The organism is Phenylobacterium sp. (genome assembly GCF_016793225.1).
Lineage (GTDB): Bacteria > Pseudomonadota > Alphaproteobacteria > Caulobacterales > Caulobacteraceae > Phenylobacterium.
Window position 1 is genome coordinate 1 of sequence record NZ_JAEUMN010000192.1, and the last position, 23,649, is coordinate 23,649.

Consider the following 23,649-nt stretch of genomic DNA (forward strand, 5'->3'; position numbering starts at 1 on the left):
CCCTCATCCGCAAGGGGCGCGACATCGAGCGCCGGGTGCTGGCCCGCGCCGTGCGCTGGTTCCTGGAGGACCGGGTGCTGCCGAACGGCCGCAAGACCGTGGTGTTCACCGACTGATGCGCGCCGCCCTGGCCCTCGCCGCTGCGCTCCTGGCCGCCACGCCGGCGGCGGCCCAGCCCATGGGCCTGGCCGGGCTGGACGGCGACCGGGACGGGCGGATCACCCGCGCCGAGTACCGCAGCGGGTTCGTGGGCGAGTCCATGAAGTTCGACAGGAACGGCGACGGTCGGGTCACCCGGGGCGAGCTGCCGGCGCTGGCCCGCCTTCCGGGCGCGAAGGGGATCGTCGACCGCGTCTTCCGGGGCAACGACGCCGACGGCGACGGGGCGCTGTCACGGGCCGAGCTGACCGCCCGGGCCGAGGTTCGGTTCCGCGAGCTCGACACCACCGCGGACGGCCATCTCGACGCGGCGGAGATCAAGGCGGCCCGCCGCAGCCGCTGACCCTTCCCTTCCCACTGAGGGAAAGCCAGCGGTGCAATGCGCTCGGGCTCGCCGATGTTGACGTCGCGGGATGAGGCTCGCCCTCTCCACCACCCGCTCTACGGCCGGCTCAGGCCGGCCTCGGCGAGCGGTCCCCCTCTCCCGCTGCGCAGGAAAGGAAGTCCGGCTTGCGCTTCTCGCGGTGGGAGGCGAGGCCCTCGGCGGCTTCGGGGCCGGTGAAACCCAGGAATTCCATGGCCAGGGAGGCGTCGAAGGTGGGACCGGCCGTACGCAACCAATGGTTTAGCGTATGTTTGGTCCAGGCGATCGCCCGGGTGGCGCCGTTCGCCAGCTTGGCGGCGACCTCAAGGGCCTTGGCGTCCAGCTGGTCGTCGGGCACGCACAGCGAGATGAGGCCGATCCGCTCGGCCTCGGCCCCGTTCAGCGGGTCGCAGGTCAGCAGGTAGTACTTGGCCTTGGCCATGCCGCAGAGCAGCGGCCAGACGATGGCCGCGTGGTCGCCCGCCGCCACGCCCAGGCGGGTGTGGCCGTCGATGATCCGCGCGTCCGGCGTGGCGATGGAGACGTCCGCGAGCAGGCCGCAGACCAGGCCCGCCCCCACCGCCGGCCCGCGGATGGCGCTCACCACCGGCGTCTGGCAGTCGATGATGTTGAGCACGATGTCGCGGGCCTCGCGCATCACCCGGACGCGGACCTCGAAGTCCTCGACGATCTGCTCGATCATCCCGAAGTCGCCTCCGGCGGAGAAGGCGGTCCCCTCCCCCGTCAGGATGGCGCAGCGGGTGTCGGGATCGGCGTCCACGTCGCGCCAGATCTCGGCGAGCTCGCGGTGCATCACCTCGTCCGCGGCGTTCAGCTTGCCGGGATTGCTCATGACGATGCGCAGCACGCCGGGCGCCGGGCGCTCGAACTTCAGCCGCTGGTAGCGGGCGTAGCGGTCGGCCAAGTCTGGCTCCTTTCGATGCCTTCCTCCTCGACGGAGGAAGGGGGACGACGGATCTCTCAGTAGATGGTGTAGCCGCCGTCGATGACGAAGCTGTCGCCGGTGTGGAACTTCGAGGCGTCCGAGGCCAGGTAAACGGCGATGCCGGCGAAGTCCTCCCATTCGCCCCAGCGGCGCATGGGCACGCGGCCGATGACCTTGTCGTTGAACTTGTCCCACTTCTGCGAGGCGGCGGTCATGTCCGTGGCGATCCACCCGGGCAGGATCGAGTTCGCCCGGACGCCGTAGCGGGCGTACTCCACCGCCAGTCCGCGCACCATCGACAGCACCGCGCCCTTGGTGGAGGCGTAGGCCTCGTTCCGCGGCGCGCCGTGGATGGCCGAGGTGGAGGACGTCACCACCAGGGAGCCGCCGGGATCGCCGGCCTTGGCCCGCTCCACCATGTGGCGCACCGTCTCGCGGAAGGTCCAGAACACGGCGTCCAGGTTCACGGTCGTGACGCGGCGCCAGCGCTCGGTGGTCATCTCCTCAAAGGCCCCGCCGCCGCCGATGCCGGCGTTCGCGGCGCAGAAGTCGATGCGGCCGAACCGCTCGAGCACCTCGGCCACGCCCTTCACCACCGACGCCTCGTCGGCGACGTCGACCTTCTGAACCAGCACCTCGACGCCGTGCGCCTTCAGGCGCGCCTCGGCCTGGGCGTTCTTGTCGGGGTTCTGACCCCAGACGGCGATCTTCGCCCCCGCCTGCGCCATGCCCTCGGCCATGCCGAGCCCGATGCCGCCGTTGCCGCCGGTGACGAGCGCCACCTTGCCGGTCAGGTCGAAGGGCTTGAACGTCATCTTGAAGGATCCTCCCGCGATTTGGGGAGGACTAGTCGCGGGCGCCGCGACGTCGGTCAAGCGGCCCTGTCGGGCGAATGCGTCAGGCGGGCCGCAGGCGCAGGCCGGCGCCCAGGTCGTCGTTCGCGGTCCGCATGGGCGCGGGGCGCTCGCCGCTCATCCGCTTCCACACCTGCCCGAACAGGGCGCGGACCTCGCGGGCGGCCGAGCCCTCGGCGTCGATCTCGAGCACCGAGCGGCCCTGGGCGAAGGCGGTCTGGTAGATCATGCGCGAGCGCATGGCGATGGCGGCCACCGGCAGGTTGGCGAAGCGCAGCGCCTCGAAGGCCTTCAGCACCGAGGGCGGCTCCACGCCGGCCCGCGCCGGGGGACACTGGTTCAGCACGATCTGCCCCTCGCGGCCCAGGCGCTGGATCACGGCCACCGACATCACCGCCGCCGCCAGGTCCAGGTAGGTCGGCCGCGCCACCGCCAGGCAAAGGTCGGCCACCTTCACCGCCTCGGCCACGTCGGCCTCGGGCGCCGCCGGGGTGTCGATGATCAGGAGCTCGACGCCCGAGCGCCGGCAGGCCTCGGTCAGGGCGAACAGCTTGGACGCGCTGGTCTCGAAGAGCAGCGATGGGGCCTCCTCGCGGCCCTTCAGCACCTCGTGGGCGCTGCGCAGGGGGTCGGCGTCGGCGAGCACGGCCCGCACGCCCATGGCGCGCGCGGCGAGCGTGAGGTTGACCGCGACGGTCGTCTTTCCCGCCCCGCCCTTGCGGGACATCACGGCAAGCGTCTTCACGCGTACGCCCTCGGCTATGCCGGCGCAGCGTCGGCCGCGCCCCCTCCGGCGCGCATCATGCACATGTTATCCACAGGCGGAAGAGCCAGCCTGTGGATGAGCCGCGGGCCGCGGCTCAGTTGCCCTGGAACGACTTCGCGCTCTGGGCCTTGTCGAGCATCTCCCGGTCGTCGCGCTGGCGCTGGTCCCATTCGGCCTGGGTCATGCAGACGCGCTGCTTCATCCGGCTGCCGAGGACGGCCTCGCGCTTGCAGACCTGGGCGCTCGGGTCCTTCGCCTTGTCGGACTTCGTGGGCGGGGCGGCGGCCGTCGCGGCGGGGGCCGCGGGCTCGGCGGCGGCGAACAGGGCGGCCGCCAGAACGAGGGAAATCATCGGCTTTACTCCTGGAGGCGGGCCCTCGCCCGCAGCCTCAGGCTTACCACCGCGCGGTGGTCAGGCAACATCGATCTCCCGTACGTTGTCGATGCCGGCGCCGCGCAGGGCGGCGACGAGCTCCGCGACCGCGCTCGAGAGCGCCTCGGCGTCGCGGCTGCGCACGACCAGGTTCGACCCGTAGCCGTCGGGTCCGAAGAACGGATAGCTGCCCAGGCTCATGTCCGGATGGGCCTTGGCGACCGCCTCCAGGGGCGCGGCGATGACGCCCTCGCCCGAGCCCTCGACGCGCACGGTCCGCGACACCGTCGGGCGGCCGCCGCGCATCCGCGGCCCCACATCCTCGAGCATCCCGCGCATGATGGTGGGCACGCCGGCCAGGGTGAAGACGTTGCCGATGGTGAAGCCCGGCGGGCCCTGGACCGGGTTCTTCACCAGGTCGCCGCCCACCGGCACCCGCGCCATCCGCCGGCGCGCCGCGTTCAGCTCCTGGCCCCAGCGGCGGGTCATCATCTCGATGATCTCGGGGTGCTCCTCGAGCTCCACCCCGAAGGCCAGCGCCACGGCGTCGGCGGTGATGTCGTCGTGCGTGGGCCCGATGCCGCCGGTGGTGATGACGTAGTCGTAGCGGGACCGGAGCGCGTTCAGCGCATCGACGATCTCCTCCATCACGTCGGGCACCGTCCGCGCCTCGGCCAGGTCGACGCCGATGACGTTCAGGTAGCGGGCGATGTCGCGCAGGTTGGTGTCCTGCGTCCGCCCCGACAGGATCTCGTCGCCGATGATCAGAACGGCGCAGGTGACGCGGTCGGGAGGAGTCTCAGCCATGGCCGCGATATGGCTTGAGCGTCCGGGCGAGTTCAAGCACCAGGGCGCATGGACTTTCCCTCGCCCCTCGTCCGCGGGACCCTGGTCAGCCGCTACAAGCGGTTCTTCGCCGACGTGGTCCTGGAGGACGGGACCCCGGTCACCGCCCATTGCCCCAACCCCGGCGCGATGCTGGGGCTGAACACGCCCGGGCTCGGCGCCTGGCTCTCGACGTCGGACGACCCCAAGCGCAAGCTGGCCCACACCCTGGAACTGGTAGAGGCCGATGGCGGCCTCGTGGGGATCAACACCCTGCACCCCAACCGCATCGTCGCCGAGGCGCTTGCGGCCGAAGCGATCCCCGAGGTGGCCGGCTATGCCACGCACCGGCGCGAGGTCAGGTACGGCGCCAACTCCCGCGTCGACTTCCTGCTGGAACACCCGGATCGGCCGCGCTGCTGGCTGGAGGTGAAGAACTGCCATCTGCGGCGCGAAGGGACGCTGGCGGAATTTCCCGACTGCGTGGCGGCGCGCTCGCTCAAGCACCTGCGCGAGCTGACCGCCATGGTGGCGGCCGGCGAGCGGGCGGTGATGCTGTTCGTGGTCCAGCGCACCGACTGCGACGCCTTCGCCGCCTGCCACGACCTGGATCCCGCCTACGCCCGAGGCCTGACCGAAGCCGCCGCGGCCGGCGTCGAGGTACTGGCCTACCGCTGCGCCATCACGCCCGGCGGCGTCGCCCTGGCCGACCGCGTGCCCTGGACCGGGGACGCCTAGGGGGCGTCGCCCGTCTCCCCCGTCATCCCGCGGCTCGTCCGCGGGATCCATGCCGGCGGCGGACTTCGAGGGGCCGGGCGCGCACGGGCGCCCATCCCGCCCGCCCCGCAAGCGGACGGAGGGGTCCCGCGGCCAAGCCGCGGGATGACGGCTGGGTCCGGTGGCCTGCCGGCGGCGAAGGCGCGGTCGACCGCAGAGGACGCAGAGACTCCACCTCCTCAGCGCCTGCCCAGGTCTCCCCCGTGGGCGGACGTTACGGCAAGCGGTCTAGCTTGGCGCATGACCACCGATCCGCATCCGCTGCTCACCGCCCCCGTCGCCAGCACGCTGGCGCGGATGGCGGCGCCGAACCTGATCGGGATGCTGGCGACCACCGCGGTGTCGATCGCCGAGACGGCCTACATCGGGGCGCTGGGACCCGAGCCGCTGGCGGCCGCGGCGCTGGTGCTGCCGCTGATCATGCTCATGGGGATGATGAGCGGGGGCGCGATGGGCGGCGGAGTCTCCTCGGCGATCGCGCGGGCGATCGGCGCGGGCGACGTGGCCCGGGCCGAGGACCTCGCCCGGCACGGCGCGGTGATCGCCCTCGGCTTCGGCGCGGTGTTCACGGTCGGGCTGGCGGTGTTCGGGGCGCCGGTGTTCCACCTGCTGGGCGGACGGGGCGAGACGCTGCAGCTGGCCACCGCCTACGCCGGCGTCGTGTTCTCGGTGGCCGTCGCGGTCTGGCTGGTGAACATCCTGGCCTCGGTCCTGCGGGCGTCGGGGGACATGACGCGGCCCTCGATGGTGATGATCGCGGGCGCCGGACTGCAGGTGCTGGTGGGCGGCTCGCTCTGCTTCGGCTGGGGCCCGGCCCCGGCGCTGGGCCTGATCGGCGTGGGTCTTGGCCAGGCGCTGACCGGCGTCCTGTCCGCCGCGGCCTTCTTCTGGCTGCTGAAGACCCCGCGCGCCCGGGTGAAGCTGACCCTGCTGGGGCCGCTCCGGCGCGACGCCTTCGCCGACATCCTGCGGGTGGGCGGCCCCGCGCTGCTGTCGCCGCTGCAGACGGTGGGCGCGATCCTGATCCTCACCGCCATCGCCGCCCGGTTCGGCACCGAGACCCTCGCCGGATACGGCATCGGGTCGCGGCTCGAGTTCCTGCTGGTGCCCATCGCCTTCTCGGTGGGCGTGGCGTCCCTGCCCATGGTGGGCATCGCCATCGGCGCGGGGCAGGTCGCGCGGGCGCGGCGCGTGGCGTGGACGGCCGGGGCCATGGGCGGTGCCGGGCTCGGCGTGATCGGCGTGCTCCTCGCCCTGTTCCCGGCGCTCTGGGTCAGCATCTTCACCCGCGATCCCGGCGTCGCCGCCGCCGCCGAGCTCTATCTGCGGGTCGCCGGTCCGGCCTTCCTCTTCTTCGGGCTCAACCTGGCGCTCTACTTCTCGGCCCAGGGCGCGGGGCGGATCGGCGGACCGCTGCTGGCGGGCACCCTGCGCCTGATCGTGATCGCCATCGGCGGATGGCTGCTGGTGACCCACGACGCGCCGGCCTGGACGCTCTTCGCCCTCGTGGCCGCGGGCATGGTCACGGCGGGCGCGGCCTCGGTCGTCTTCATGGCGATGACCCCGTGGGGGCCCCGGGCGGCGAAGGTGTAGGCCCGAGTCATCCCGCGGCGTCGCCCGGGCGGCCATCGGGCCGCGGCGTTCATCGGCGGTTGATTTTCCGTGGTAGGATCGCGACATAGCGCGCCGGAGCACCCCATGACCGACACCCTCGACGCGGAATACCGCACCGGCCAGATCAAGCTGCACGGCCCCGAAGGCTTCGAAGGCATGCGCAAGGCCGGACGGCTCGCGGCCGAGTGCCTGGACATGCTTACGCCCTACGTCGTGCCGGGGGTTTCAACCGGCCGTCTCGACGACCTGGCGCGCGAGTTCATCCTGGACCACGGCGCCCTGCCGGCCTGCCTGGGCTACCGCGGCTACACCAAGACCGTCTGCATCAGCCCCAACCACGTGGTCTGCCACGGCATCCCCGGCGACCGGGCGCTGCGGGAAGGCGACATCGCCAACATCGACGTGACGGTCATCGTCGACGGCTGGCACGGCGACACCAGCCGCATGTACGGCGTGGGCGCGGTGGCGCCGCGGGCCAAGCGGCTGGTCGACGTCACCTACGAGGCGCTGGAACGCGGCCTCGCGGCGGTGAAGCCCGGCGCGCGCACCGGCGACATCGGCGCGGCCATCCAGTCGTACGTGGAATCGATGCGCTGCTCGGTGGTGCGCGACTTCTGCGGCCACGGCCTGGGCCGGGTGTTCCACGACGCCCCGAACATCCTGCACTTCGGCCACAAGGGCACGGGCGAGCTGCTGCGGCCCGGGATGTTCTTCACGATCGAGCCGATGGTGAACCTGGGCAAGCATCCGGTGAAGCTGCTGTCGGACGGCTGGACGGCGGTGACCCGCGACAAGTCGCTTTCGGCCCAGTGCGAGCATTCGGTCGGCGTCACCGAGGACGGCGTGGAGGTCTTCACCGCCTCGCCGACGGGCCAGTTCCGGCCGCCGATCCAGAGCGCCTGACCGCCGCCGACCCGCGGATTCTGGACAGGGCCGCGCAATAGGGCGACGCTTGCGCCATGAAGCTCGCCGTCGCCGCCTGCGCCGCCATGATCGCCGCCACGCCCAGCGTCCTGGGCGGCGCGAACCTGGACCCGACCGTCCTGGGCATCGGGTTCATCTGCGGGGCCGAGGACACGCCCGGCGCCGCCGGCGGCTCGGCGACCGGCGTGATGCGCGCGGGCTTCGGCAACGCCCGCATCGCCGTGGACGGCGCCACGCCCGAGGCCGAGGCCTGGTTCAACCAGGCGATGAACCAGTACCACGCCTTCGCCCACGACGAATCCAAGGCCGCGTTCGCCCGCGCCGCGGCGGCGGACCCGACCTGCAGCCTGTGCGCCTCGGGCGTGGCGCTGTCCCTGGGGGCCACGCTGAACACCGGCATGACGCCCGCGGACCGGGCGGCGGCGCTGGCCGAGGCGCAGCGGGCGGTGCGGCTCGCCCGGCCGGGGGACGCCCGCGCCCGCGCCCTCGCCGAGGCCCTGACGGTCCGCTACGCCGAGACCGAGCCCAAGGGCGGCCGCGAGATGGCCTTCGCCGCGGCGCTGGAGCCGTACCTGAAGGCCGCGCCCGACGACGACATGATCGCCAACCTGGCGGCGCACGCGATGCTGATCCCCGCGCGGCAGGAGAACTACGCGGGCGTTGAGCCGGCCATCGCGCTGATCGAAGGGGTCCTGGCGAAGAAGCCGGACGATACGGCGGCCATCCACTACTACATCCACGCCACCGAGTTCGCCGGGCGCGCACCCAGGGCCCTGGCCTATGCCGAGCGCCTGGCCGACCTGGCGCCCGGCTCGGGCCACCTCGTGCACATGGGCACCCACACCCTCATGCGCGTGGGCGACTACGACGAGGTGGCGCTGCGCAACGCACGGGCGCTGAAGGTGGACGTCGAGACCCAGCCGCTGCTGCCGACCTCGGGGTCGCTGGCGCAGCGCTACTACCTTCACAACTACCTCTTCGGCCTGGGCGGGGCCCTGATGGCGGGCGACGACGCGCTCGCGCTCAAGTACGCCGACCACGCGGAGAAGGCGTTCCCGGCCGACGCGCCCGAGCGCAGCCGGGTCATCTCGCGGGCGCGCAGCCTGGTCGCCCTGGCCCGCTACGCCCCCGAGCGCGCGCTAGCGGTCCCCGCCGGCAAGGACGATCCCCGCGTGCTGGCCATCTACCGCCACTATGCCCGCGGCGAGGCCTACGCGGCCCGCCGCAACGTGCGCGCCATCCGCCGCGAGGCCGCCGCCATCGCCGCCCTGGCCAAGGCCGGGCCGCTCAACGACTACGGCCGCGAGATGGAGATCGCCGAGATCGCCGAGCAGGTTCTGCTGGGCCGGGCCGAAATGGCCGCCGGCCGCCCAGACGCCGCCGCGCCCCACTTCCAGCGGGCCGCGGCGGCCCAGGAGAAGGCCTATCCGGTCATCCGATTCTTCGATCCGCCGCGGTGGTGGTACCCGGTGCGGCGCAGCCTGGCCGCCGCGCACCTGAAGGCCGGCCGCCTGGACGACGCCGCCCGCGAGGCCCGCGCGAGCCTGGTGGAGTGGCCGCACGATGGCCTGGCGCTGCGCATCCTGGCCGAGGCCGACCGCGCCGGCGCGGCCGCGCACCGCGACGCCGCCCGCAAGGCCTACCGCGGCGATCCCTGGAAGGCGCCGCTGGAGATCCTCTGAGGCTCGAGGCCGTAACGGACGGCGGAACGTTACACATCCCTCACTTGCTCCCCCGGTCCGCAGGGGGCAGCTTCGGACGCAAGGGACGGGGGTGAAGGTGAGCCTATGCTTCTCATCAAGGGCCTGACGCACGTCTATCCGAACGGGACGCGCGCGCTCGACGGAGTCGACCTGGAGATCGGCAAGGGCATGTTCGGCCTGCTGGGCCCGAACGGCGCCGGCAAGTCGACGCTGATGCGCACCATCGCCACGCTGCAGACCCCCACCAGCGGCGCGATCCAGTTCGGGGACGTGGACGTCATCGCCACCCCCGAGGCGCTCCGCCGCACGCTCGGCTACCTGCCGCAGGATTTCGGGGTCTATCCCCGGGTCTCGGCCGTCGAGCTCCTCGACCACATGGCGGTGCTCAAGGGGATCGCGGACCGCGGCGAGCGCAAGGACACCGTCGAGACCCTGCTGCAGCAGGTGAACCTGTGGGAGGTGCGCAAGAAGGCCGTGGCCGGCTACTCCGGCGGCATGCGCCAGCGGTTCGGCATCGCCCAGGCGCTGATCGGCCAGCCCAGCCTGATCATCGTCGACGAGCCCACCGCCGGCCTCGACCCCGAAGAGCGCAACCGCTTCCTCAACCTGCTGGCCGAGATCGGCGAGAACGTGGTGGTGATCCTCTCCACCCACATCGTCGACGACGTGTCGGACCTCTGTCCGAAGATGGCGGTGCTGGCGGGTGGCCGGATCCTCAAGGACGGCGCGCCGGCCGACCTCATCCGCGAGCTCGACGGCCGCGTGTGGCGCAAGACCATCGACCGGCAGGACCTCGCCGCGGAGCAGGCCCGTCACGCCGTGATCTCCACCCGCCTCTCGGGCGGGCGCCTGGTGGTGCACGTCCTGGCCGACGGCGACCCCGGCGACGGCTTCGCCGCCGTGCAGGGCGGCCTGGAAGACGTCTACTTCTCCACCCTGGCCGCTTCGCGCCGCCTCGCCGCCTAGGACCGGGTCGCAGCATGTTCGGCAAGATCGCGGCCTTCGAGCTGCGCTACCAGCTTCGGCAGCCGATCTTCTGGATCAGCGCGGTCGTGTTCTTCCTGATGCCGTACATCGCGGTGGCGACCGACAACCTGAACATCGGGGCGCCCGGCAACATCCACAAGAACGCGCCCGTCGCCATCGCCTACACCACGGCGACCATGGCGACGATCTTCATGTTCGCCTCCACAGCGTTCGTGGCGAACGTGGTCACCCGCGACGAGGAGACCGGCTTCGGGCCGCTCGTCCGGTCCTCGCGCCTGAGCAAGTTCGACTACCTGTTCGGCCGCTTCACCGGCGCCTTCGGCGCGATCCTGCTGCTGTTCCTGGCCGTGCCGCTCGGCAACGCCGTGGGCTCGCTCATGTGGTGGATCGACCCGGACAAGCTGGGCCCGGTCATGCCGGCGGCCTATGCCTACGCCTACTTCTGGGTGGCGCTGCCCACGATCTTCCTGGTGTCGTCGCTGTTCTTCGCCGCGGCCACCGTGACGCGCTCGATGATGGCCACCTACGTGGCGGCCGTGGCCTTCCTGGCCGTCTTCCTCACCGCCAGCGTGGTCCTCTCCGACCCCGAGAGGCTGGAGACCGCGGCCCTGGTCGACCCGTTCGGCGCGGCGGCCCTGCAGCTCGTCACGCGGTACTTCACGGCGGCGGACGCCAACACGCTGATCCCGCCGCTGGGCGGGGCGCTGCTCTGGAACCGGCTGGCCTGGAGCGCGCTGGGCGCGCTGGCCCTGGCCGGCGCCTACTTCGGCTACCGGTTCGAGGCCCGGCCCGGCCGGCGCGCGCCCGAGCGGCGCGAGGCGGCCGCGCCGGCGCCCCGGCCCGGGCAGCGCCCGCTGGCCCGGCCGCGCTTCAACACCTTCACCGCGACCGTGCAGTTCTGGGAGCAGATGCGGTTCGAGGTGAGCCAGACGTTCAAGAGCCCGGCATTCCTGGTCCTGCTGCTGCTGGGCGTGTTCAACGCCCTGGGCAACCTCCTGGGGCGCGGCGAGCTGGACGGGGCGGCGCTCTACCCCGTGACGCGCTGGGTCATCGAGGTGCTGCAGGGCAGCTTCGTGATCCTGGTCTGGGTGGTGGCGATCTACTACGCCGGCGAGCTCGTGTGGCGCGACCGCGAACGCCGCACCCAGGAGTTGATCGACGCCAGCGCCCTGCCCGACTGGGCGCTGCTGATCCCCAAGGTGGTGGCGATCTGCCTCGTCATGCTGTCGATGATGAGCGTCGCGGCGCTGACCGGGATGCTGGTGCAGCTGGGCCAGGGCTTCACCCAGATCCATCCTGACCGCTACCTGTTCTGGTACGTGATCCCCAGCACGATCGACTGGTCGCTGCTGGCGGTGCTGGCCGTGGTCGTCCAGGCGCTGTCGCCGAACAAGTTCGCCGGCTGGGGCGTCCTGATCCTGATCCTGGTGGGCCGGCTGGTGCTGCCCAGGCTGGGCCTCGACCACGCGCTCTACCTCTACGGCGGCAGGCCCGCGTATCCCGGCTTCAACGGCGAGCCGCTGTCGGACATGAACGGCCAGGGCGACTTCGCCGCCATCGCGGCCTGGTTCCGCGCCTACTGGACGGCGTTCGCGGTGCTCCTCGTGGCGCTGGCCTACGCCCTGTGGCCGCGCGGCCGCGAGGCCCGGCTGTCGACCCGCCTGCGCCAGCTCCCGCGGCGCCTCCGCGGCGGCGCAGGGGTGGTCGCGGGCGGCGCGCTCGTGGCCTTCGTCGGCCTCGGCGGCTTCATCTTCCACAACACCAACATCCAGAACGAGTACCGTACGCGGATCAGCGACGAGGAATGGCTGGCCGACTACGAGAAGGCGTTCCTGAAGTACGAGACCCTGCCGCAGCCGTCGGTCACCGACGTCCAGCTGGAGGTCGAGATTTACCCCCGCGCGCCGAAGCTGATCGTCGAGGGCGTCTACCACCTGATCAACGACACGGGCGCGCCGGTGCGCGAGCTGCACGCGCGGCTCGACCGCGAGACCAAGGCCCTGCAGATGAGCGTCAACGGAGCCTCGAAGGTCCGGACGTACGACCGCTACAACTACCGCGTCTTCACCTTCGACCGGCCGCTGCAGCCCGGCGAGCGCACGGTGCTGTCGTTCCAGACGGCGATGGGCCAGACCGGCTTCAGGAACTCGGGGAACATGACGCGGGTCGTGGAGAACGGGACCTTCGTCAACAACTACGAGTTCGGGCCCGTGGTGGGGATGGACCGCGGCCGCCTGCTGCAGGACCGCACCAAGCGCAAGAAGTACGGCCTGGTCCCCGAGCTGCGCCCGGCGAAGCTGGAGGACCTGTCGGCGACCCGGCGCAACTACATCGCCGACGCCGACTGGGTGAACGCCGACATCCGCATCACCACCGACGCCGACCAGACCCCCGTCGCGCCCGGCTACCGCATCTCGGACGACACCCGCCAGGGCCGCCGGACCATCCGCTACCGCACCGACGCGCCGGTGCTGAACTTCTTCTCGGTGCAGTCGGCGCGCTACGAGATCAGGCGCGAGACCTACAAGGGCGTGGAACTGGCGATCTACTACGACGCCCAGCACCCCTGGAACGTCGACAAGATGCTGGCGTCGCTGCGCACGGGCCTCGACTACTTCCAGGCCAACTTCAGCCCCTACCAGTTCCGCCAGGCGCGGATCCTGGAGTTCCCCGGCTACGCCCGCTTCGCCCAGGCGTTCGCCAACACCATGCCCTACTCCGAGACGATCGGGTTCGTGGCCGACACCACCAAGCCCGACAAGATCGACTACGTCACCTACGTCACGGCCCACGAGCTGGCCCACCAGTGGTGGGCGCACCAGATCATCGGCGCCGACATGCAGGGCGCCACGAGCCTCTCCGAGACGCTGGCCCAGTACTCGGCGCTGATCGTCATGGAGAAGACCTACGGCGCCGACGGGATCCGCAAGTTCCTGAAGTACGAGCTGGACCGCTACCTCAGCGCGCGCGGCGGCGAGCTGGTCGAGGAGCTGCCGCTCAACCGCGTCGAGAACCAGCCCTATATCCACTACCGCAAGGGCTCGCTGGTCATGTACCTGCTGCGCGACCGGATGGGCGAGGCGAAGGTCAACGCGGCGCTGCGCCGGCTGCTGCGCCAGTACGCCTTCAAGGGCGCCCCCTACCCCCGCTCGCAGGACCTGATCGACGCGCTGCGGGCCGAGGCGGGCGCGGACCCGGCCGCCCAGCAGCTGATCACCGACCTCTTCGAGAAGATCACCCTCTACGACCTGAAGACCCGCACCGCCGAGGCGCGCCGCCGCCCCGACGGCCGCTACGACGTGACCCTGACGGTCGAGGCCAAGAAGCTCTACGCGGACGGCGCCGGCAAGGAGACCGCCGTGGCGCTCGCCAAGGACGAGGTATTCGACCTGGGCGTCTTCACGGCCGAGCCCGGCCAGCCCGGCTTCGGGCGCAAGGACGTGCTGGCCTTCCGCCCGGTGGGCCTGCGCACGGGCGTGCAGACGATCACGGTCACGGTGGACAAGCCGCCGAAGTTCGCCGGCGTGGATCCCTACAACAAGCAGATCGACCGCGCCTCGGACGACAACGCGATCCGGGTGACCATGCGCTGAGGCGGCGGCACGGCGCCGGCCGGCGCCCCGCTAGGCGGCGGCGATCACCAGGACCATCGCGAGGGCGACGGCCATCACCGAGAACACCGTGGTCAGCTTCATGCCCCGCACCCCTCGCCCGATCATGAGGATGCGGCGGCGCGGGTGCGTCGTCCTCCCCCGAACGGGGGCTTGCCAAGCTGGAACGTTTGCGGAACAACTGGCGGCGCCATGGCCCGACCGTTCGCTGTCGAAGACGCCGCCGCCCAGCCCGACCTCTGGCGCGGGCGGCCCACGTCCGAGCCGAAGCCGCACTACGCCGGCCATCGTGAGCGGCTGCGCGAGCGGGCGGAGGCCGGCGGGCTGGCGGCGCTGCCCGACTACGAGGTGCTTGAGCTCTTCCTGTTCCGCTCCATCCCCCGCGGCGACGTCAAGCCGCTGGCCAAGCAGCTTCTCGCCCGCTTCGGGTCGCTGGGCGGCGTGCTGGGCGCGACGGCCGAGGAGCTGCGCACCGTCCGCGGCGTCGGCGAGGCGCTGGCGCTGGACCTGAAGCTGCTGCACGAGGCGGGCCTGCGGACCGCCCGCGAGCAGGTGGCGCGCCGCACCGTGATCTCGTCCTGGACCGCCCTGCTCGCCTACGTGAAGACGGCGATGGCCCACGAGGCCCGCGAGCAGTTCCGGGTGCTCTTCCTCGACAAGAAGAACCAGCTGATCGCCGACGAGGTCATGAACCGCGGCACGGTCGACCACGCGCCGGTCTACCCCCGCGAGGTGGTGCGCCGCGCGCTGGAACTGTCGGCCAGCGCGATCATCCTGGTCCACAACCACCCCAGCGGCGATCCGACGCCCTCGTCGCCCGATGTCGAGATGACCCGCCAGATCGTGGACGCGGCGCGGCCGATGCGCATCTCCGTGCACGACCACCTCGTCGTCGGGCGCGACGGGGTCGCCAGCCTCAAGGCGCTGGGCCTGATGTAGCGCCTTGCCCGCGCCGGCTCGGCGCGCCGCGGAATTTGAGCAACCGGTTTACAAGTCCGCCGGCCGCCCGGACTATGCGCGCCAACCCGCCGCCAGCGGGAGCGACCATAAGGGCAGGAAGCATGACGGAAGCTGTTGGCCGCGCTCAGGCGGCTTCAGGCGCGCAACCCGGTCCGCCTACGATCTGGACCAAGCTCGCCTATGGCTTCGGCTCGGTGGCCTATGGGGTCAAGGACAACGGCTTCAACTACTTCCTGCTGCTGTTCTACAGCCAGGTGATCGGGGTCGACGCGCGGCTGGTGGGCCTGGCGATCACCACGGCGCTGGTCCTCGACGCGCTCAGCGATCCGATCGTCGGCTACTGGTCCGACAATTTCCATTCCCGGTTCGGCCGCCGGCACCCCTTCATGTACGCCTCGGCCATCCCCGTGGCGGCGACCTACTTCCTGATGTGGAACCCGCCGCAGGGCTGGTCCGACCAGGCGCTGTTCGTCTACCTGCTGGTCATGGCCGTGCTGATCCGCACGTTCATCACCTTCTACGAGACGCCCAGTTCCGCGCTCGCGCCCGAGCTGACCGACGACTACGACCAGCGCAGCTCACTGCTGAGCTTCCGGTTCTACTTCGGCTGGACCGGCGGCAACGTGATGTCGGTGCTCATGTTCATGGCGCTGTTCCCCATGTTCGTGACGGCGACCATCCCCGACGGCCGGTTCAACCGCGAGGCCTACGAGCTCTACGGGATCATCGCCTCGGCCCTGATCTTTCTGGCGATCATCGTCTCGGCCGGCGGCACCCATGCCCGCATCCGGCACCTGAAGCCGCCGCCGCCCAAGCGCAGCATGACGCTGAGCACGGTGTTCCGCGAGATCATCGAGACCCTGGTGAACCGCTCGTTCGTCTCGCTGTTCTTCGCCGCCCTGCTGGGCGCCGTGGCGACGGGCCTGTCGGCGGCGCTGGCCTTCTATTTCAGCATCTACTTCTGGCGGTTCGATCCGCAGCAGATCGGCTGGGTGACGATCAGCGTCTTCGGCTCGGCGATCATCGGCTCGGTGATGGCGCCCTACATCACCCGCACCCTGGGCAAGAAGCGGGGCGCGATCATCATCGGGCTGGTCGCCTTCCTCGGAAACCCGCTGCCGGTGACCCTGAAGCTCATCGGCGTGCTGCCGGACGACCCCGGCTTCAACTTCCCCATCGTGGTGGCGACCACCATGATCGACACCGGCCTGATCATCTGCTTCCAGATCCTGTCGTCGTCCATGCTGGCCGACCTGGTGGAGCAGGCCGAGCTGCGGACCGGCCGCCGCTCGGAGGGCCTGTTCTTCGCGGCGTCCACCTTCATCCGCAAGGCGGTGCAGGGCGTGGGCGTGATCGCCGCGGGCTTCGTGCTCACCTTCGCGGGCTTCCCGGCCGGCGCGTCCCCGGACCAGGTGTCGGACGAGACGCTGTGGCGGTTCGGCGCGCTCTACGTCCCGACGATCCTCGCGATCTGGCTGGCGATGATCGCGGTGATGACCACCTACAAGCTGAGCCGCGACGACCACGAGGAGAACCTGCGCAAGCTGGCGCAGGCCCGCAGCGGCGGCGGAGGCTAGCCCTCCACCACGAAGCTCAGGCCTGCGTTCGCCTCCAGCCGCTCGACCAGCCGGCCCTGGAGCGCCGCGGCCGGGGTGAGCACGCCGCCGGGCACGTCGGGGGCGCGCACCAGAGCGATCGCGGTCTCGGCCAGCATCTTGGACGTGGAGCCGTAGCCGGGGTCCATGTCGCCCTTCACCGCCACGCGCACCTGGCGGCCGTCGCGGTCGATGCCGATGAACAGGATGTCGTAGAAGCCCGTCTCGCGCTCCTCCTTCGTGGGCCCCTCGCCCGGCTTCGGCGGGCCGCCCGGGATCGAGCCCAGGTCGGTGAAGCCGGGGCCGCCCGAGCCCGGCGCCCCCATGGCCATCTCGTCGTAGACGAAGTCCCGGCCGTAGGGGTGGCCCATCAGCAGGTTCGAACGGTGGACGTTCTTGCTGTTGATCACCGCCATCATGAACGGCGAGACGGGGCCGACGTCCGGGTCCTCCTCCGGCGTCTGGCCGGGAGGCTGCGGCGGTCCCTCGAAGCCCGGCGTCAGGCCGAACGGGCTCATCATGATCGCCAGCAGCGACGGATCCTTCTGGATCGCCGCCATGGTGGCCGCGCCGCTGGCCGCGGTGCCGCCGGACAGGCCGCCCTTCATGCCGCGGATGCGGGCCTTCACGCGCGGGACGGCGTGCCCCAGCTTCGCCTTCGCGGTCTCCTGGCAGAACCAGACGCCGGCCTCGAACGGGATGGAGTCGAAGCCGCACGAGTGCACGATCCGCGCGCCCGACGCCTTCGCCGCGGCGTCGTGCTTGTCGATCATGGCCCGCATCCAGTTGGGTTCGCCCGACAGGTCCAGGCAGTCGGTTCCGGCCGCCACGCAGGCGGCCACGAGCTCGTTGCCGTAGAGCTGATAGGGGCCGACGGTGGTGATCACCGCCTTCGCGCGCGCCACCATGGCGGCCAGCGACGCCGGGTCCGAGGCGTCGGCCACGATCAGCGGCGTCCCCTTCGGCGCGCCGATCTCGTCGCGCACCGCCGCGAGCTTGTCGGCCGAGCGGCCGGCCATGGCCCACGTCACCTCGCCGCCGACGCCGTAGCGCTTCGCCAGGTGCTCGGCCACCAGGCGGCCGGTGTAGCCGGTGGCGCCATAGACGATCAGGTCGAATTGGGCGTTGGGGTTCATGGGCGTTCCTCCGGCGACATGCGGACGGCGACCTTACGAATTTACATCGTTATCGCAACCGCCGTCGGCTAATCAGGGACCATGACTCCGGAACTCGGCATCATCGAGGGCTTCTTCGGGCGGCCCTACACCTGGGACGAGCGCGCCGGGATGGTCCGCGCGCTGCAGCCGGCCGGCTACGGCTTCTACATCTATGCGCCGAAGATCGACGGCTACCTCCGCCGGCGCTGGCGCGAACCCTATCCCGAGGCCGAGCTTGCGGCCCTGGGGGGCTTCGCGGACGCCTGCCGCGCGGCCGGCGTCCGCTTCGGCGTCGGCCTGTCGCCGTACGAGCTGTTCATGGACTTCGACGAAGCGTCCAAGGCCGCGCTCGCCGCCAAGCTGGAGCAGCTGGACAGCCTGGGCCTCGCCGACCTGGGGGTGTTCTTCGACGACATGAAGGGCGACCAGGCCGACCTCGCCGAGCGCCAGGTCGAGATCGCCCACTGGATCGCCGAGCGGAGCCGCGCCGGCCGCCTGATCGTCTGCCCCAGCTACTACACGGACGATCCCATCCTGGACCGCGTCTTCGGCCGCCGGCCCGACAACTACCTCGAGGATCTCGGCCGCGGCCTGGACCCCGCCATCCAGCTGATGTGGACCGGCGAGGAGGTGTGCGCCAAGGAGTTCTCGCCCGGCCACCTGGCGCGCGTGACCGAGCAGTTCCGACGCAAGCCGTTCCTCTGGGACAACTATCCCGTCAACGACGGCCCGCGCATGAGCCAGCACCTGCACCTGCGCGCCTTCACGGGGCGGCCCGCCGCGATCGGGCCCCACATCGCCGCGCATGGGGTGAACACCGCCTCTCAGGCGGTGCTGTCGCGCATCCCCGCGTTGACGCTGGCCGAGAGCTACGCCCGGGGCGAGGACTACGAGTACCTCGCCGCCTTCCGCCGCGCCGCGGTGGAGGTCTGCGGCCCCGAGCTGGCGGACGCCCTGGAGCGCACGATCCTGCTGCTCGACGACACCGGGCTGGACCGGCTCGGCGACGAGCGGCACGGCAACCTGCGGAAGCGCTTCGCCGCCTTCGACCATCCGGCCGCGCGCGAGGTCCTGGCCTGGCTCGACGGCCACTGGCGCATCGGGACCGAGGAGCTGCAGACCCAATGACGGGCCGGGACGGGTGACCACCCGGCGCACGCTTCTCACGCGCGCAGGGCTCCTGGCCGCGGGCGGCGCGGCCCTCTTCCTGGTGCGCGACCGCCTCCCCTGGCCACCGCTGGAACCCAGGTTCGCCGATGGCCGCGCCACACCCTGGCTGCCGATCCCGCGCCAGGGGCTGATCGAGGTCCCGGCGGTGGTGAACGGCCGGCGCCTGCGCGCCATCGTCGACACCGGCGCGGAGTTCACGGCCGTGGACGCCGCCTTCGCCGAGCGCGCCGGGCTCGAGCGCCCGCTGGCGGCGCCGGTGCTGGCCTACGGCGTCAGCGGACGTCCCTCGCTCGCCCACACCGTGCGGCTGGATCTGAGGCTGCCCGGCTTCGCCATCGACCGCGTGCGGGCGGCCGCCCTCGACCTGGCCGCCATCTCGGCGGCGACCGGCCGCGACTTCCAGCTCCTGATCGGACGCGACGTGCTGTCCCGCGTCGTGCTCGAGGCGGATTTCACGCGCGACCGGGTGCGCCTCGTGGCGGCGGACCGGGCCGCGACGCCGGCGGAGGCGATGATCCTGCCGCTGACCCCGCGCAGCGGCGCGCCCACGGTGCCCGTCGCGATCGAGGACGCCGCGCCGCTGGACCTGCTGGTGGACACCGGCGCCAGCGGCTGGATCGCCCTGTCGGAGGCGGCGGCCGCGCAGGCGGGCCTCCTGGCGCCCGGCCGCCAGGTCTCCCAGGCGCACTCGGTGGGCCTCGGCGGCCTGAGCGTCGATCGCCTGGTCACGGCGCGCCGGGTGCGATTGGGCCCGGTGACGCTGCGCGACATCGACGTGCAGATCTATTCGCCCGCCGCCCATGCGCCGGCCCCCTCGGGCCTGATCGGCCTGCGGCTCCTGCGCCGCTTCGGCATGGCCGTCGACCTGGGACGGCGGCGGCTCGTGCTGCAGACCCCGGCCCTCAGCGTCGTGTCCGGAACAAACGCCCGCTGAGCCGGGTTGCTCGCCCACATTTGATCCAGGGAGAGCTTGATGAAGACCCCGACCCTATTCGCGGCCGCAGCGGCCGCGCTTGCGCTGGCCGCGTGCCAGAAGACCGACAACCCGCCGGCCTCCACCGACGCGGGCACCACGAACGAGACCGTCAACGCCGCGCAGGATGCGACCAGCGCCGCCGTGGGCGCCGTGGCGGCCAACACCATGGGCCCCATGACCACGGAATCGTTCGTCACCAACGCCGCGATCAGCGACATGTACGAGGTCCAGGCCGGGCGGATCGCCCAGCAGAAGGCCCGCTCGGCGGACGTGAAGGCGTTCGGCCAGATGATGGCCACCGACCACACGGCCATGATGAACCAGATAAAGCCGCTGGCCACCGCGGCCAACCAGACGCCGCCGACCGGCCTCGACGAGCGCCGCAAGGGCATGATCGACAACCTGAACGCGGCCTCGGCCGCCGACTTCGATCGCGTCTACCTCAGCCAGCAGGAGGCGGCCCACAGCGAGGCGCTCGACCTCATGCGGGGCTACGCCGAGCGCGGCGACAACGCCGGGCTCAAGGACATGGCCGGGAAGGCCGTTCCCAAGATCCAGCAGCACCTCGACCGCGTGAAGCAGCTGCAGCAGGCCGGCGGCGCGACCTGACGCCGGTCCTCGCTTACGGACCCGACGCCCGCCGAGCGCCCGCCCGGCGGGCGTTTTCGTGTCGGCGCGCGCCCCATCACTTTGTCAGGCCCGTGGAACGAAGACCCCCGCTCGCGGGTCTCGCTGGGACAGCCCACAGCCACCCTGGAGCCCGCCCGTGTCCATCGCCGACCCTGAGCTCGACGCCGCCGCCCCGAAACGCCGCAGGAAGTCGGCCGCCCCGGAAGCCCTCGCCACCGAGCCGCGGTCCTGGACCTTCGACCAGGCGGCCGCCGCGCCGCTGCACGGCGCGGCCGCGCCGCTGCCGGGGGGCGGCCAGGCGCACTTCTTCGCCGACCGCGTGCGCGCCCGGCCCGCCGTCGCGCCGCAGGTGTCCTTCATGCTGGGCCAGAACGCGATCGGCCTGGGCCTCTGGGGCCTGTTCGCGCCGGGCAGCGTCAACAGCTTCCTGGGCCTGACGAACTCGCCCGAGATCACCCGGCTGGCGTTCGGCGCGCGGGAGATGGCCACCGGCGTCACCCTCGCCTCAGATCCCACGCGCGCCTCGGTGCTGTGGGCGCGGGTCGCCGGCGACGCCTTCGACATCGCCGTGCTGAGCCGCCTGTGCGGACCCGAGAATCCCAAGCGCGGCAACGCCCGCGTCGCCCTCGGCGTCGTGCTCGCGGTCACGGCGCTCGATCTCTTCGCGGCGGTGCGCATGAGCACCGTCAAGCGCAACTGCGTCTGACCGGAGACCACGCATGAAAGCCATCTGCTGGCAGGGCAAGAAGGATCTCCGCTGCGAGGTCGTGCCCGACCCCATCATCGAAGACCCGAAGGACGCCATCATCCGGGTCACCTCCACCTGCATCTGCGGGTCGGACCTGCACCTGCGCAACGGCCTGGTCCCGACCATGTGCCTGGGCGACGTGCTGGGCCACGAGCCCATGGGCGAGGTGGTCGAGGTCGGCCCCGAGGCGCGCGCGGGCGGCCTGAACGTCGGCGACCGCGTGGTCGTGCCGTTCCAGATGATCTGCGGCGAGTGCGAGCAGTGCCTGGCGGGCAACTTCTCGGTCTGCCAGGTCACCAACCGCAACGCCCACCTCGCCAAGGCCTTCTTCGGCGACACGACGGCGGGGCTGTTCGGCTATTCGCACATCACCGGGGGCTACGCCGGCGGCCAGGCCGAGTACATGCGCGTGCCCTATGCGGCGAGCACGGTCGTCAAGGTCCCCCACACCGGCGAGGACGAGAAGTACCTGTTCCTCTCCGACATCCTGCCCACCGGCTGGCAGGCGGCGAAGTTCGCCGACATCCAGCCCTCGGACACGGTGGCGGTGTGGGGCTGCGGGCCCGTCGGCCTGTTCACGATCCAGTCGGCGATCGTGCAGGGGGCCCGCCGCGTGATCGCCATCGACGACGTGCCCGAGCGCCTGGCCGTCGCCCAGCGCCTCGGCGCCGAGATCCTCGACCGCAGCCAGGTGAACGTGATCGCCGCGCTGAAGGAGATGACCGGCGGCCACGGACCGGAGAAGTGCATCGACGCCGTCGGCATCGAGGCGCACGGGCCCACGCCGGTCCTGCAGATGATCGACCGCGTGCAGGTGGCGCTGAAGCTCGAGACCGAGCGGCCGGTGGCCCTGCGCGAGGCGATCATGGCCTGCAAGTCGGCCGGCACGGTCTCGATCCCGGGCGTCTACGGCGGGATGTCGAACATGATCCCGATGGGCGCGCTGATGAACAAGGGGCTCACCATCCGCACCGGCCAGACGCACGTGAAGCGCTGGACGGACGATCTCCTGCAGCGCATCGACTCCGGCGAGATCGACCCGACCTTCGTCGTGACGCACACCGAACCGCTGGGCCGCGCGCCCGAAATGTACGGCCTGTTCAACGACAAGAAGGACGGTTGCATCAAGGTGGTGCTGAAGCCTTGACGCGCGGGGTGGAGGTCCGGCGCAACGCCGGGTAAGCCCTGGGGGTGAGCCCGCCCCGTCCCGGCCCGACCCCGGTTCCGCCGCCGCCCTCCGCGGCGGCGGTGCCCGTCCTGCTGCTCACGGTCATCCTGAGCCTGATCGGGTTCGGCGTGGTGATCCCGCTCCTGCCGTTCTTCGCCACGGCGTTCGACGCCGAACCCTGGCAGGTGACGCTGCTGTTCGCCGTCTATTCGGCGGGCCAGTTCGGCGGCGAGCTCTTCTTCGGCCGCCTGTCCGACCGGATCGGCCGCCGGCCCGTGCTCTTGATCACCATCGTCGCCTCGGGGCTGGGCTACCTGGCGCTCGCCTTCTCGCCGACGATCTGGATCGCCATCCTCGTCCGCGCGCTGGCGGGCTTCTTCTCCGGCAACATGTCGGTGATCCAGGGCTACATCGTCGACGTCTCGCCCGCCGCCGCCCTCCCGCACCGGCTGGGGCTGGTGGGCTCGGCGTTCAACGTGGGCTTCGTGGTGGGACCGGCCCTGGGAGGGCTGATGGCCCAGCCCAGCCTCGGCCCCACCGGCTTCCAGCCGCCCCTGATCGTGGCCGCGGCCCTCTGCGTGGCGGCCACGATCGGGGTGATCGCGTTCGTGCGCGAGAGCCGGCATCCGCAGACCAGCGCTGGGCCGCGCGGCAACCCCTTCGAGGCCATGGGCGAGGCGTGGCGCCATCCGGTGCTGCGCCGGGCGTTCGCCACCATCTTCCTGGGCTTCTTCGCCTCGTCGTCCATGTGGTCGGTGCTGGGACTCTGGACCGAAGCGCGGTTCGGATGGGGGCCGCGCCAGGTGGGGCTCGTCATGGCGGGAACGGGCGTCGCCGCCGCGGTCACCCAGGCCGTGCTGTCGGGGATGCTGGTGCGCCGCTGGGGCGCGGGCGCGACCATCGCAGGCGGACTGGCCTTCGCATCGGTCTGCATGCTGGCCATGGCCGCCTCGCCCGTGGGCTGGATGGCGGCCCTTGCGCTGACCGCCTCGGTCGTCGGGCACTCCGTCTGGCAGCCGGCCACCACGACCCTGGTCTCGCGGTCCACGCATCCCGACCGCCAGGGCGCCGTCCTGGGTGCGGGCAGCGCCTCCGGCGCCGCGTCACGGGTGGTCGGCCCGGTTCTGGGCGGCGCGCTGTTCTCCATCGTGGGCCCCTGGGCGCCGGTGGTCGCGGCGGGGCTGTTCATGCTGCCGGCGGCCTGGCTGGGCTGGCGGGCGGCCGAGGCGCTGCGGCGGCACGGCGGCCATCCCGGCTGATCCCCTTCCGCAAGACGCGGCCAAGGGCCTATGCTGCCCGCGACGGACTCGAAGATCCGGTTTGTTCCGCGGCCCGCTCGGGC

21 protein-coding genes and 1 pseudogene are annotated in these 23,649 nt (G+C 71.7%); 16 read left to right on the top strand and 6 right to left on the bottom strand.

Features of this window, described 5'->3' with window-relative positions; all coding sequences use genetic code 11:
- Nucleotides 1–116, top strand: a pseudogene (gene purU, locus JNK30_RS22450) (formyltetrahydrofolate deformylase); the annotation flags it as partial.
- Nucleotides 116–502, top strand: a complete 387-nt coding sequence (locus JNK30_RS22455; protein ID WP_293485929.1) for a hypothetical protein — start codon at nt 116–118, stop codon at nt 500–502. The pseudogene purU and the gene JNK30_RS22455, both read left to right, overlap by 1 nt.
- 109 nt (nt 503–611) lie before the next feature.
- Here the strand turns inward: JNK30_RS22455 and JNK30_RS22460 are convergent, their stop codons facing one another.
- From JNK30_RS22460 to JNK30_RS22480, 5 genes are all read right to left on the bottom strand, one after another.
- Entirely contained in the window at nt 612–1,448 is an 837-nt protein-coding gene (locus JNK30_RS22460) for an enoyl-CoA hydratase/isomerase family protein (RefSeq protein WP_293485930.1), read from the bottom strand.
- A gap of 56 nt (nt 1,449–1,504) precedes the next feature.
- Nucleotides 1,505–2,284 carry an SDR family oxidoreductase gene (locus tag JNK30_RS22465; protein ID WP_293485932.1) on the bottom strand — a complete coding sequence of 260 codons (780 nt, stop codon included), beginning with the start codon at nt 2,282–2,284 and terminating at the stop codon, nt 1,505–1,507.
- Between the two features lie 82 nt (nt 2,285–2,366).
- Nucleotides 2,367–3,068: a ParA family protein gene (locus JNK30_RS22470; RefSeq protein WP_293485934.1), complete on the bottom strand. Its 702-nt coding sequence runs from the start codon at nt 3,066–3,068 to the stop codon at nt 2,367–2,369.
- A 115-nt stretch (nt 3,069–3,183) separates the two neighbouring features.
- Nucleotides 3,184–3,441: a hypothetical protein gene (locus JNK30_RS22475; protein ID WP_293485936.1), complete on the bottom strand. Its 258-nt coding sequence runs from the start codon at nt 3,439–3,441 to the stop codon at nt 3,184–3,186.
- Nucleotides 3,442–3,501: 60 nt separating this feature from the next.
- Nucleotides 3,502–4,269, bottom strand: a complete 768-nt coding sequence (locus JNK30_RS22480; protein ID WP_293485937.1) for a competence/damage-inducible protein A — start codon at nt 4,267–4,269, stop codon at nt 3,502–3,504.
- 48 nt (nt 4,270–4,317) lie between these two features.
- Here JNK30_RS22480 and sfsA point away from each other — a divergent pair, with 48 nt between their 5' ends.
- From sfsA to JNK30_RS22520, 8 genes are all read left to right on the top strand, one after another.
- The gene (sfsA, locus tag JNK30_RS22485) at nt 4,318–5,025 is read left to right on the top strand and encodes a DNA/RNA nuclease SfsA (protein ID WP_293485939.1); all 708 of its coding nucleotides are present in this window, start codon (nt 4,318–4,320) and stop codon (nt 5,023–5,025) included.
- 279 nt (nt 5,026–5,304) lie between these two features.
- The gene (locus JNK30_RS22490) at nt 5,305–6,657 is read left to right on the top strand and encodes an MATE family efflux transporter (RefSeq protein WP_293485941.1); all 1,353 of its coding nucleotides are present in this window, start codon (nt 5,305–5,307) and stop codon (nt 6,655–6,657) included.
- Nucleotides 6,658–6,762: 105 nt separating this feature from the next.
- On the top strand, nt 6,763–7,581 hold the full coding sequence (gene map / locus JNK30_RS22495; protein ID WP_293485943.1) for a type I methionyl aminopeptidase: 819 nt from the start codon (nt 6,763–6,765) through the stop codon (nt 7,579–7,581).
- A 56-nt stretch (nt 7,582–7,637) separates the two neighbouring features.
- Complete coding sequence (locus JNK30_RS22500; protein WP_293485945.1) at nt 7,638–9,284, top strand: hypothetical protein; 1,647 nt, start codon at nt 7,638–7,640, stop codon at nt 9,282–9,284.
- 105 nt (nt 9,285–9,389) lie between these two features.
- Nucleotides 9,390–10,271, top strand: coding sequence for an ABC transporter ATP-binding protein (locus JNK30_RS22505; RefSeq protein ID WP_293485947.1), 882 nt, complete (start codon nt 9,390–9,392; stop codon nt 10,269–10,271).
- Nucleotides 10,272–10,285: 14 nt separating this feature from the next.
- Nucleotides 10,286–13,885, top strand: a complete 3,600-nt coding sequence (locus JNK30_RS22510; protein WP_293485949.1) for a M1 family aminopeptidase — start codon at nt 10,286–10,288, stop codon at nt 13,883–13,885.
- Between the two features lie 210 nt (nt 13,886–14,095).
- A complete protein-coding gene (radC, locus tag JNK30_RS22515; protein WP_293485951.1) occupies nt 14,096–14,842 on the top strand; it encodes a DNA repair protein RadC in 747 nt (248 codons plus the stop codon).
- A gap of 122 nt (nt 14,843–14,964) precedes the next feature.
- A complete protein-coding gene (locus JNK30_RS22520; RefSeq protein WP_293485953.1) occupies nt 14,965–16,440 on the top strand; it encodes an MFS transporter in 1,476 nt (491 codons plus the stop codon).
- On the opposite strand, the gene JNK30_RS22525 is transcribed toward JNK30_RS22520, so the two are convergent.
- The gene (locus JNK30_RS22525) at nt 16,437–17,594 is read right to left on the bottom strand and encodes a saccharopine dehydrogenase NADP-binding domain-containing protein (protein WP_293485955.1); all 1,158 of its coding nucleotides are present in this window, start codon (nt 17,592–17,594) and stop codon (nt 16,437–16,439) included. The two genes, JNK30_RS22520 and JNK30_RS22525, sit on opposite strands and share 4 nt — an antisense overlap.
- A gap of 81 nt (nt 17,595–17,675) precedes the next feature.
- On the opposite strand from JNK30_RS22525, the gene JNK30_RS22530 reads away from it, so the two are divergent.
- From JNK30_RS22530 to JNK30_RS22555, 6 genes are all read left to right on the top strand, one after another.
- Entirely contained in the window at nt 17,676–18,743 is a 1,068-nt protein-coding gene (locus JNK30_RS22530) for a beta-N-acetylglucosaminidase domain-containing protein (protein WP_293485957.1), read from the top strand.
- A 13-nt stretch (nt 18,744–18,756) separates the two neighbouring features.
- Nucleotides 18,757–19,719, top strand: coding sequence for a pepsin/retropepsin-like aspartic protease family protein (locus JNK30_RS22535; protein WP_293485959.1), 963 nt, complete (start codon nt 18,757–18,759; stop codon nt 19,717–19,719).
- Between the two features lie 39 nt (nt 19,720–19,758).
- A complete protein-coding gene (locus JNK30_RS22540) occupies nt 19,759–20,370 on the top strand; it encodes a DUF4142 domain-containing protein (protein WP_293485961.1) in 612 nt (203 codons plus the stop codon).
- A gap of 157 nt (nt 20,371–20,527) precedes the next feature.
- The gene (locus tag JNK30_RS22545; RefSeq protein ID WP_293485963.1) at nt 20,528–21,097 is read left to right on the top strand and encodes a hypothetical protein; all 570 of its coding nucleotides are present in this window, start codon (nt 20,528–20,530) and stop codon (nt 21,095–21,097) included.
- Between the two features lie 13 nt (nt 21,098–21,110).
- A complete protein-coding gene (locus JNK30_RS22550) occupies nt 21,111–22,286 on the top strand; it encodes a zinc-dependent alcohol dehydrogenase (protein WP_293485965.1) in 1,176 nt (391 codons plus the stop codon).
- A 44-nt stretch (nt 22,287–22,330) separates the two neighbouring features.
- A complete protein-coding gene (locus tag JNK30_RS22555) occupies nt 22,331–23,566 on the top strand; it encodes an MFS transporter (RefSeq protein WP_293485967.1) in 1,236 nt (411 codons plus the stop codon).
- Nucleotides 23,567–23,649 lie beyond the last annotated feature (83 nt).

Excerpts from the sequence above, each read along its gene's own strand:
- JNK30_RS22455 (WP_293485929.1), top strand. The coding sequence starts at position 116 with ATGCGCGCCGCCCTGGCCCTCGCCGCTGCGCTCCTGGCCGCCACGCCG.
- JNK30_RS22465 (WP_293485932.1), bottom strand. The coding sequence starts at position 2,284 with ATGACGTTCAAGCCCTTCGACCTGACCGGCAAGGTGGCGCTCGTCACC.
- JNK30_RS22475 (WP_293485936.1), bottom strand. The coding sequence starts at position 3,441 with ATGATTTCCCTCGTTCTGGCGGCCGCCCTGTTCGCCGCCGCCGAGCCC.
- JNK30_RS22480 (WP_293485937.1), bottom strand. The coding sequence starts at position 4,269 with ATGGCTGAGACTCCTCCCGACCGCGTCACCTGCGCCGTTCTGATCATC.
- sfsA (WP_293485939.1), top strand. The coding sequence starts at position 4,318 with ATGGACTTTCCCTCGCCCCTCGTCCGCGGGACCCTGGTCAGCCGCTAC.
- JNK30_RS22490 (WP_293485941.1), top strand. The coding sequence starts at position 5,305 with ATGACCACCGATCCGCATCCGCTGCTCACCGCCCCCGTCGCCAGCACG.
- map (WP_293485943.1), top strand. The coding sequence starts at position 6,763 with ATGACCGACACCCTCGACGCGGAATACCGCACCGGCCAGATCAAGCTG.
- JNK30_RS22500 (WP_293485945.1), top strand. The coding sequence starts at position 7,638 with ATGAAGCTCGCCGTCGCCGCCTGCGCCGCCATGATCGCCGCCACGCCC.
- JNK30_RS22505 (WP_293485947.1), top strand. The coding sequence starts at position 9,390 with ATGCTTCTCATCAAGGGCCTGACGCACGTCTATCCGAACGGGACGCGC.
- JNK30_RS22510 (WP_293485949.1), top strand. The coding sequence starts at position 10,286 with ATGTTCGGCAAGATCGCGGCCTTCGAGCTGCGCTACCAGCTTCGGCAG.
- radC (WP_293485951.1), top strand. The coding sequence starts at position 14,096 with ATGGCCCGACCGTTCGCTGTCGAAGACGCCGCCGCCCAGCCCGACCTC.
- JNK30_RS22520 (WP_293485953.1), top strand. The coding sequence starts at position 14,965 with ATGACGGAAGCTGTTGGCCGCGCTCAGGCGGCTTCAGGCGCGCAACCC.
- JNK30_RS22525 (WP_293485955.1), bottom strand. The coding sequence starts at position 17,594 with ATGAACCCCAACGCCCAATTCGACCTGATCGTCTATGGCGCCACCGGC.
- JNK30_RS22530 (WP_293485957.1), top strand. The coding sequence starts at position 17,676 with ATGACTCCGGAACTCGGCATCATCGAGGGCTTCTTCGGGCGGCCCTAC.
- JNK30_RS22540 (WP_293485961.1), top strand. The coding sequence starts at position 19,759 with ATGAAGACCCCGACCCTATTCGCGGCCGCAGCGGCCGCGCTTGCGCTG.
- JNK30_RS22550 (WP_293485965.1), top strand. The coding sequence starts at position 21,111 with ATGAAAGCCATCTGCTGGCAGGGCAAGAAGGATCTCCGCTGCGAGGTC.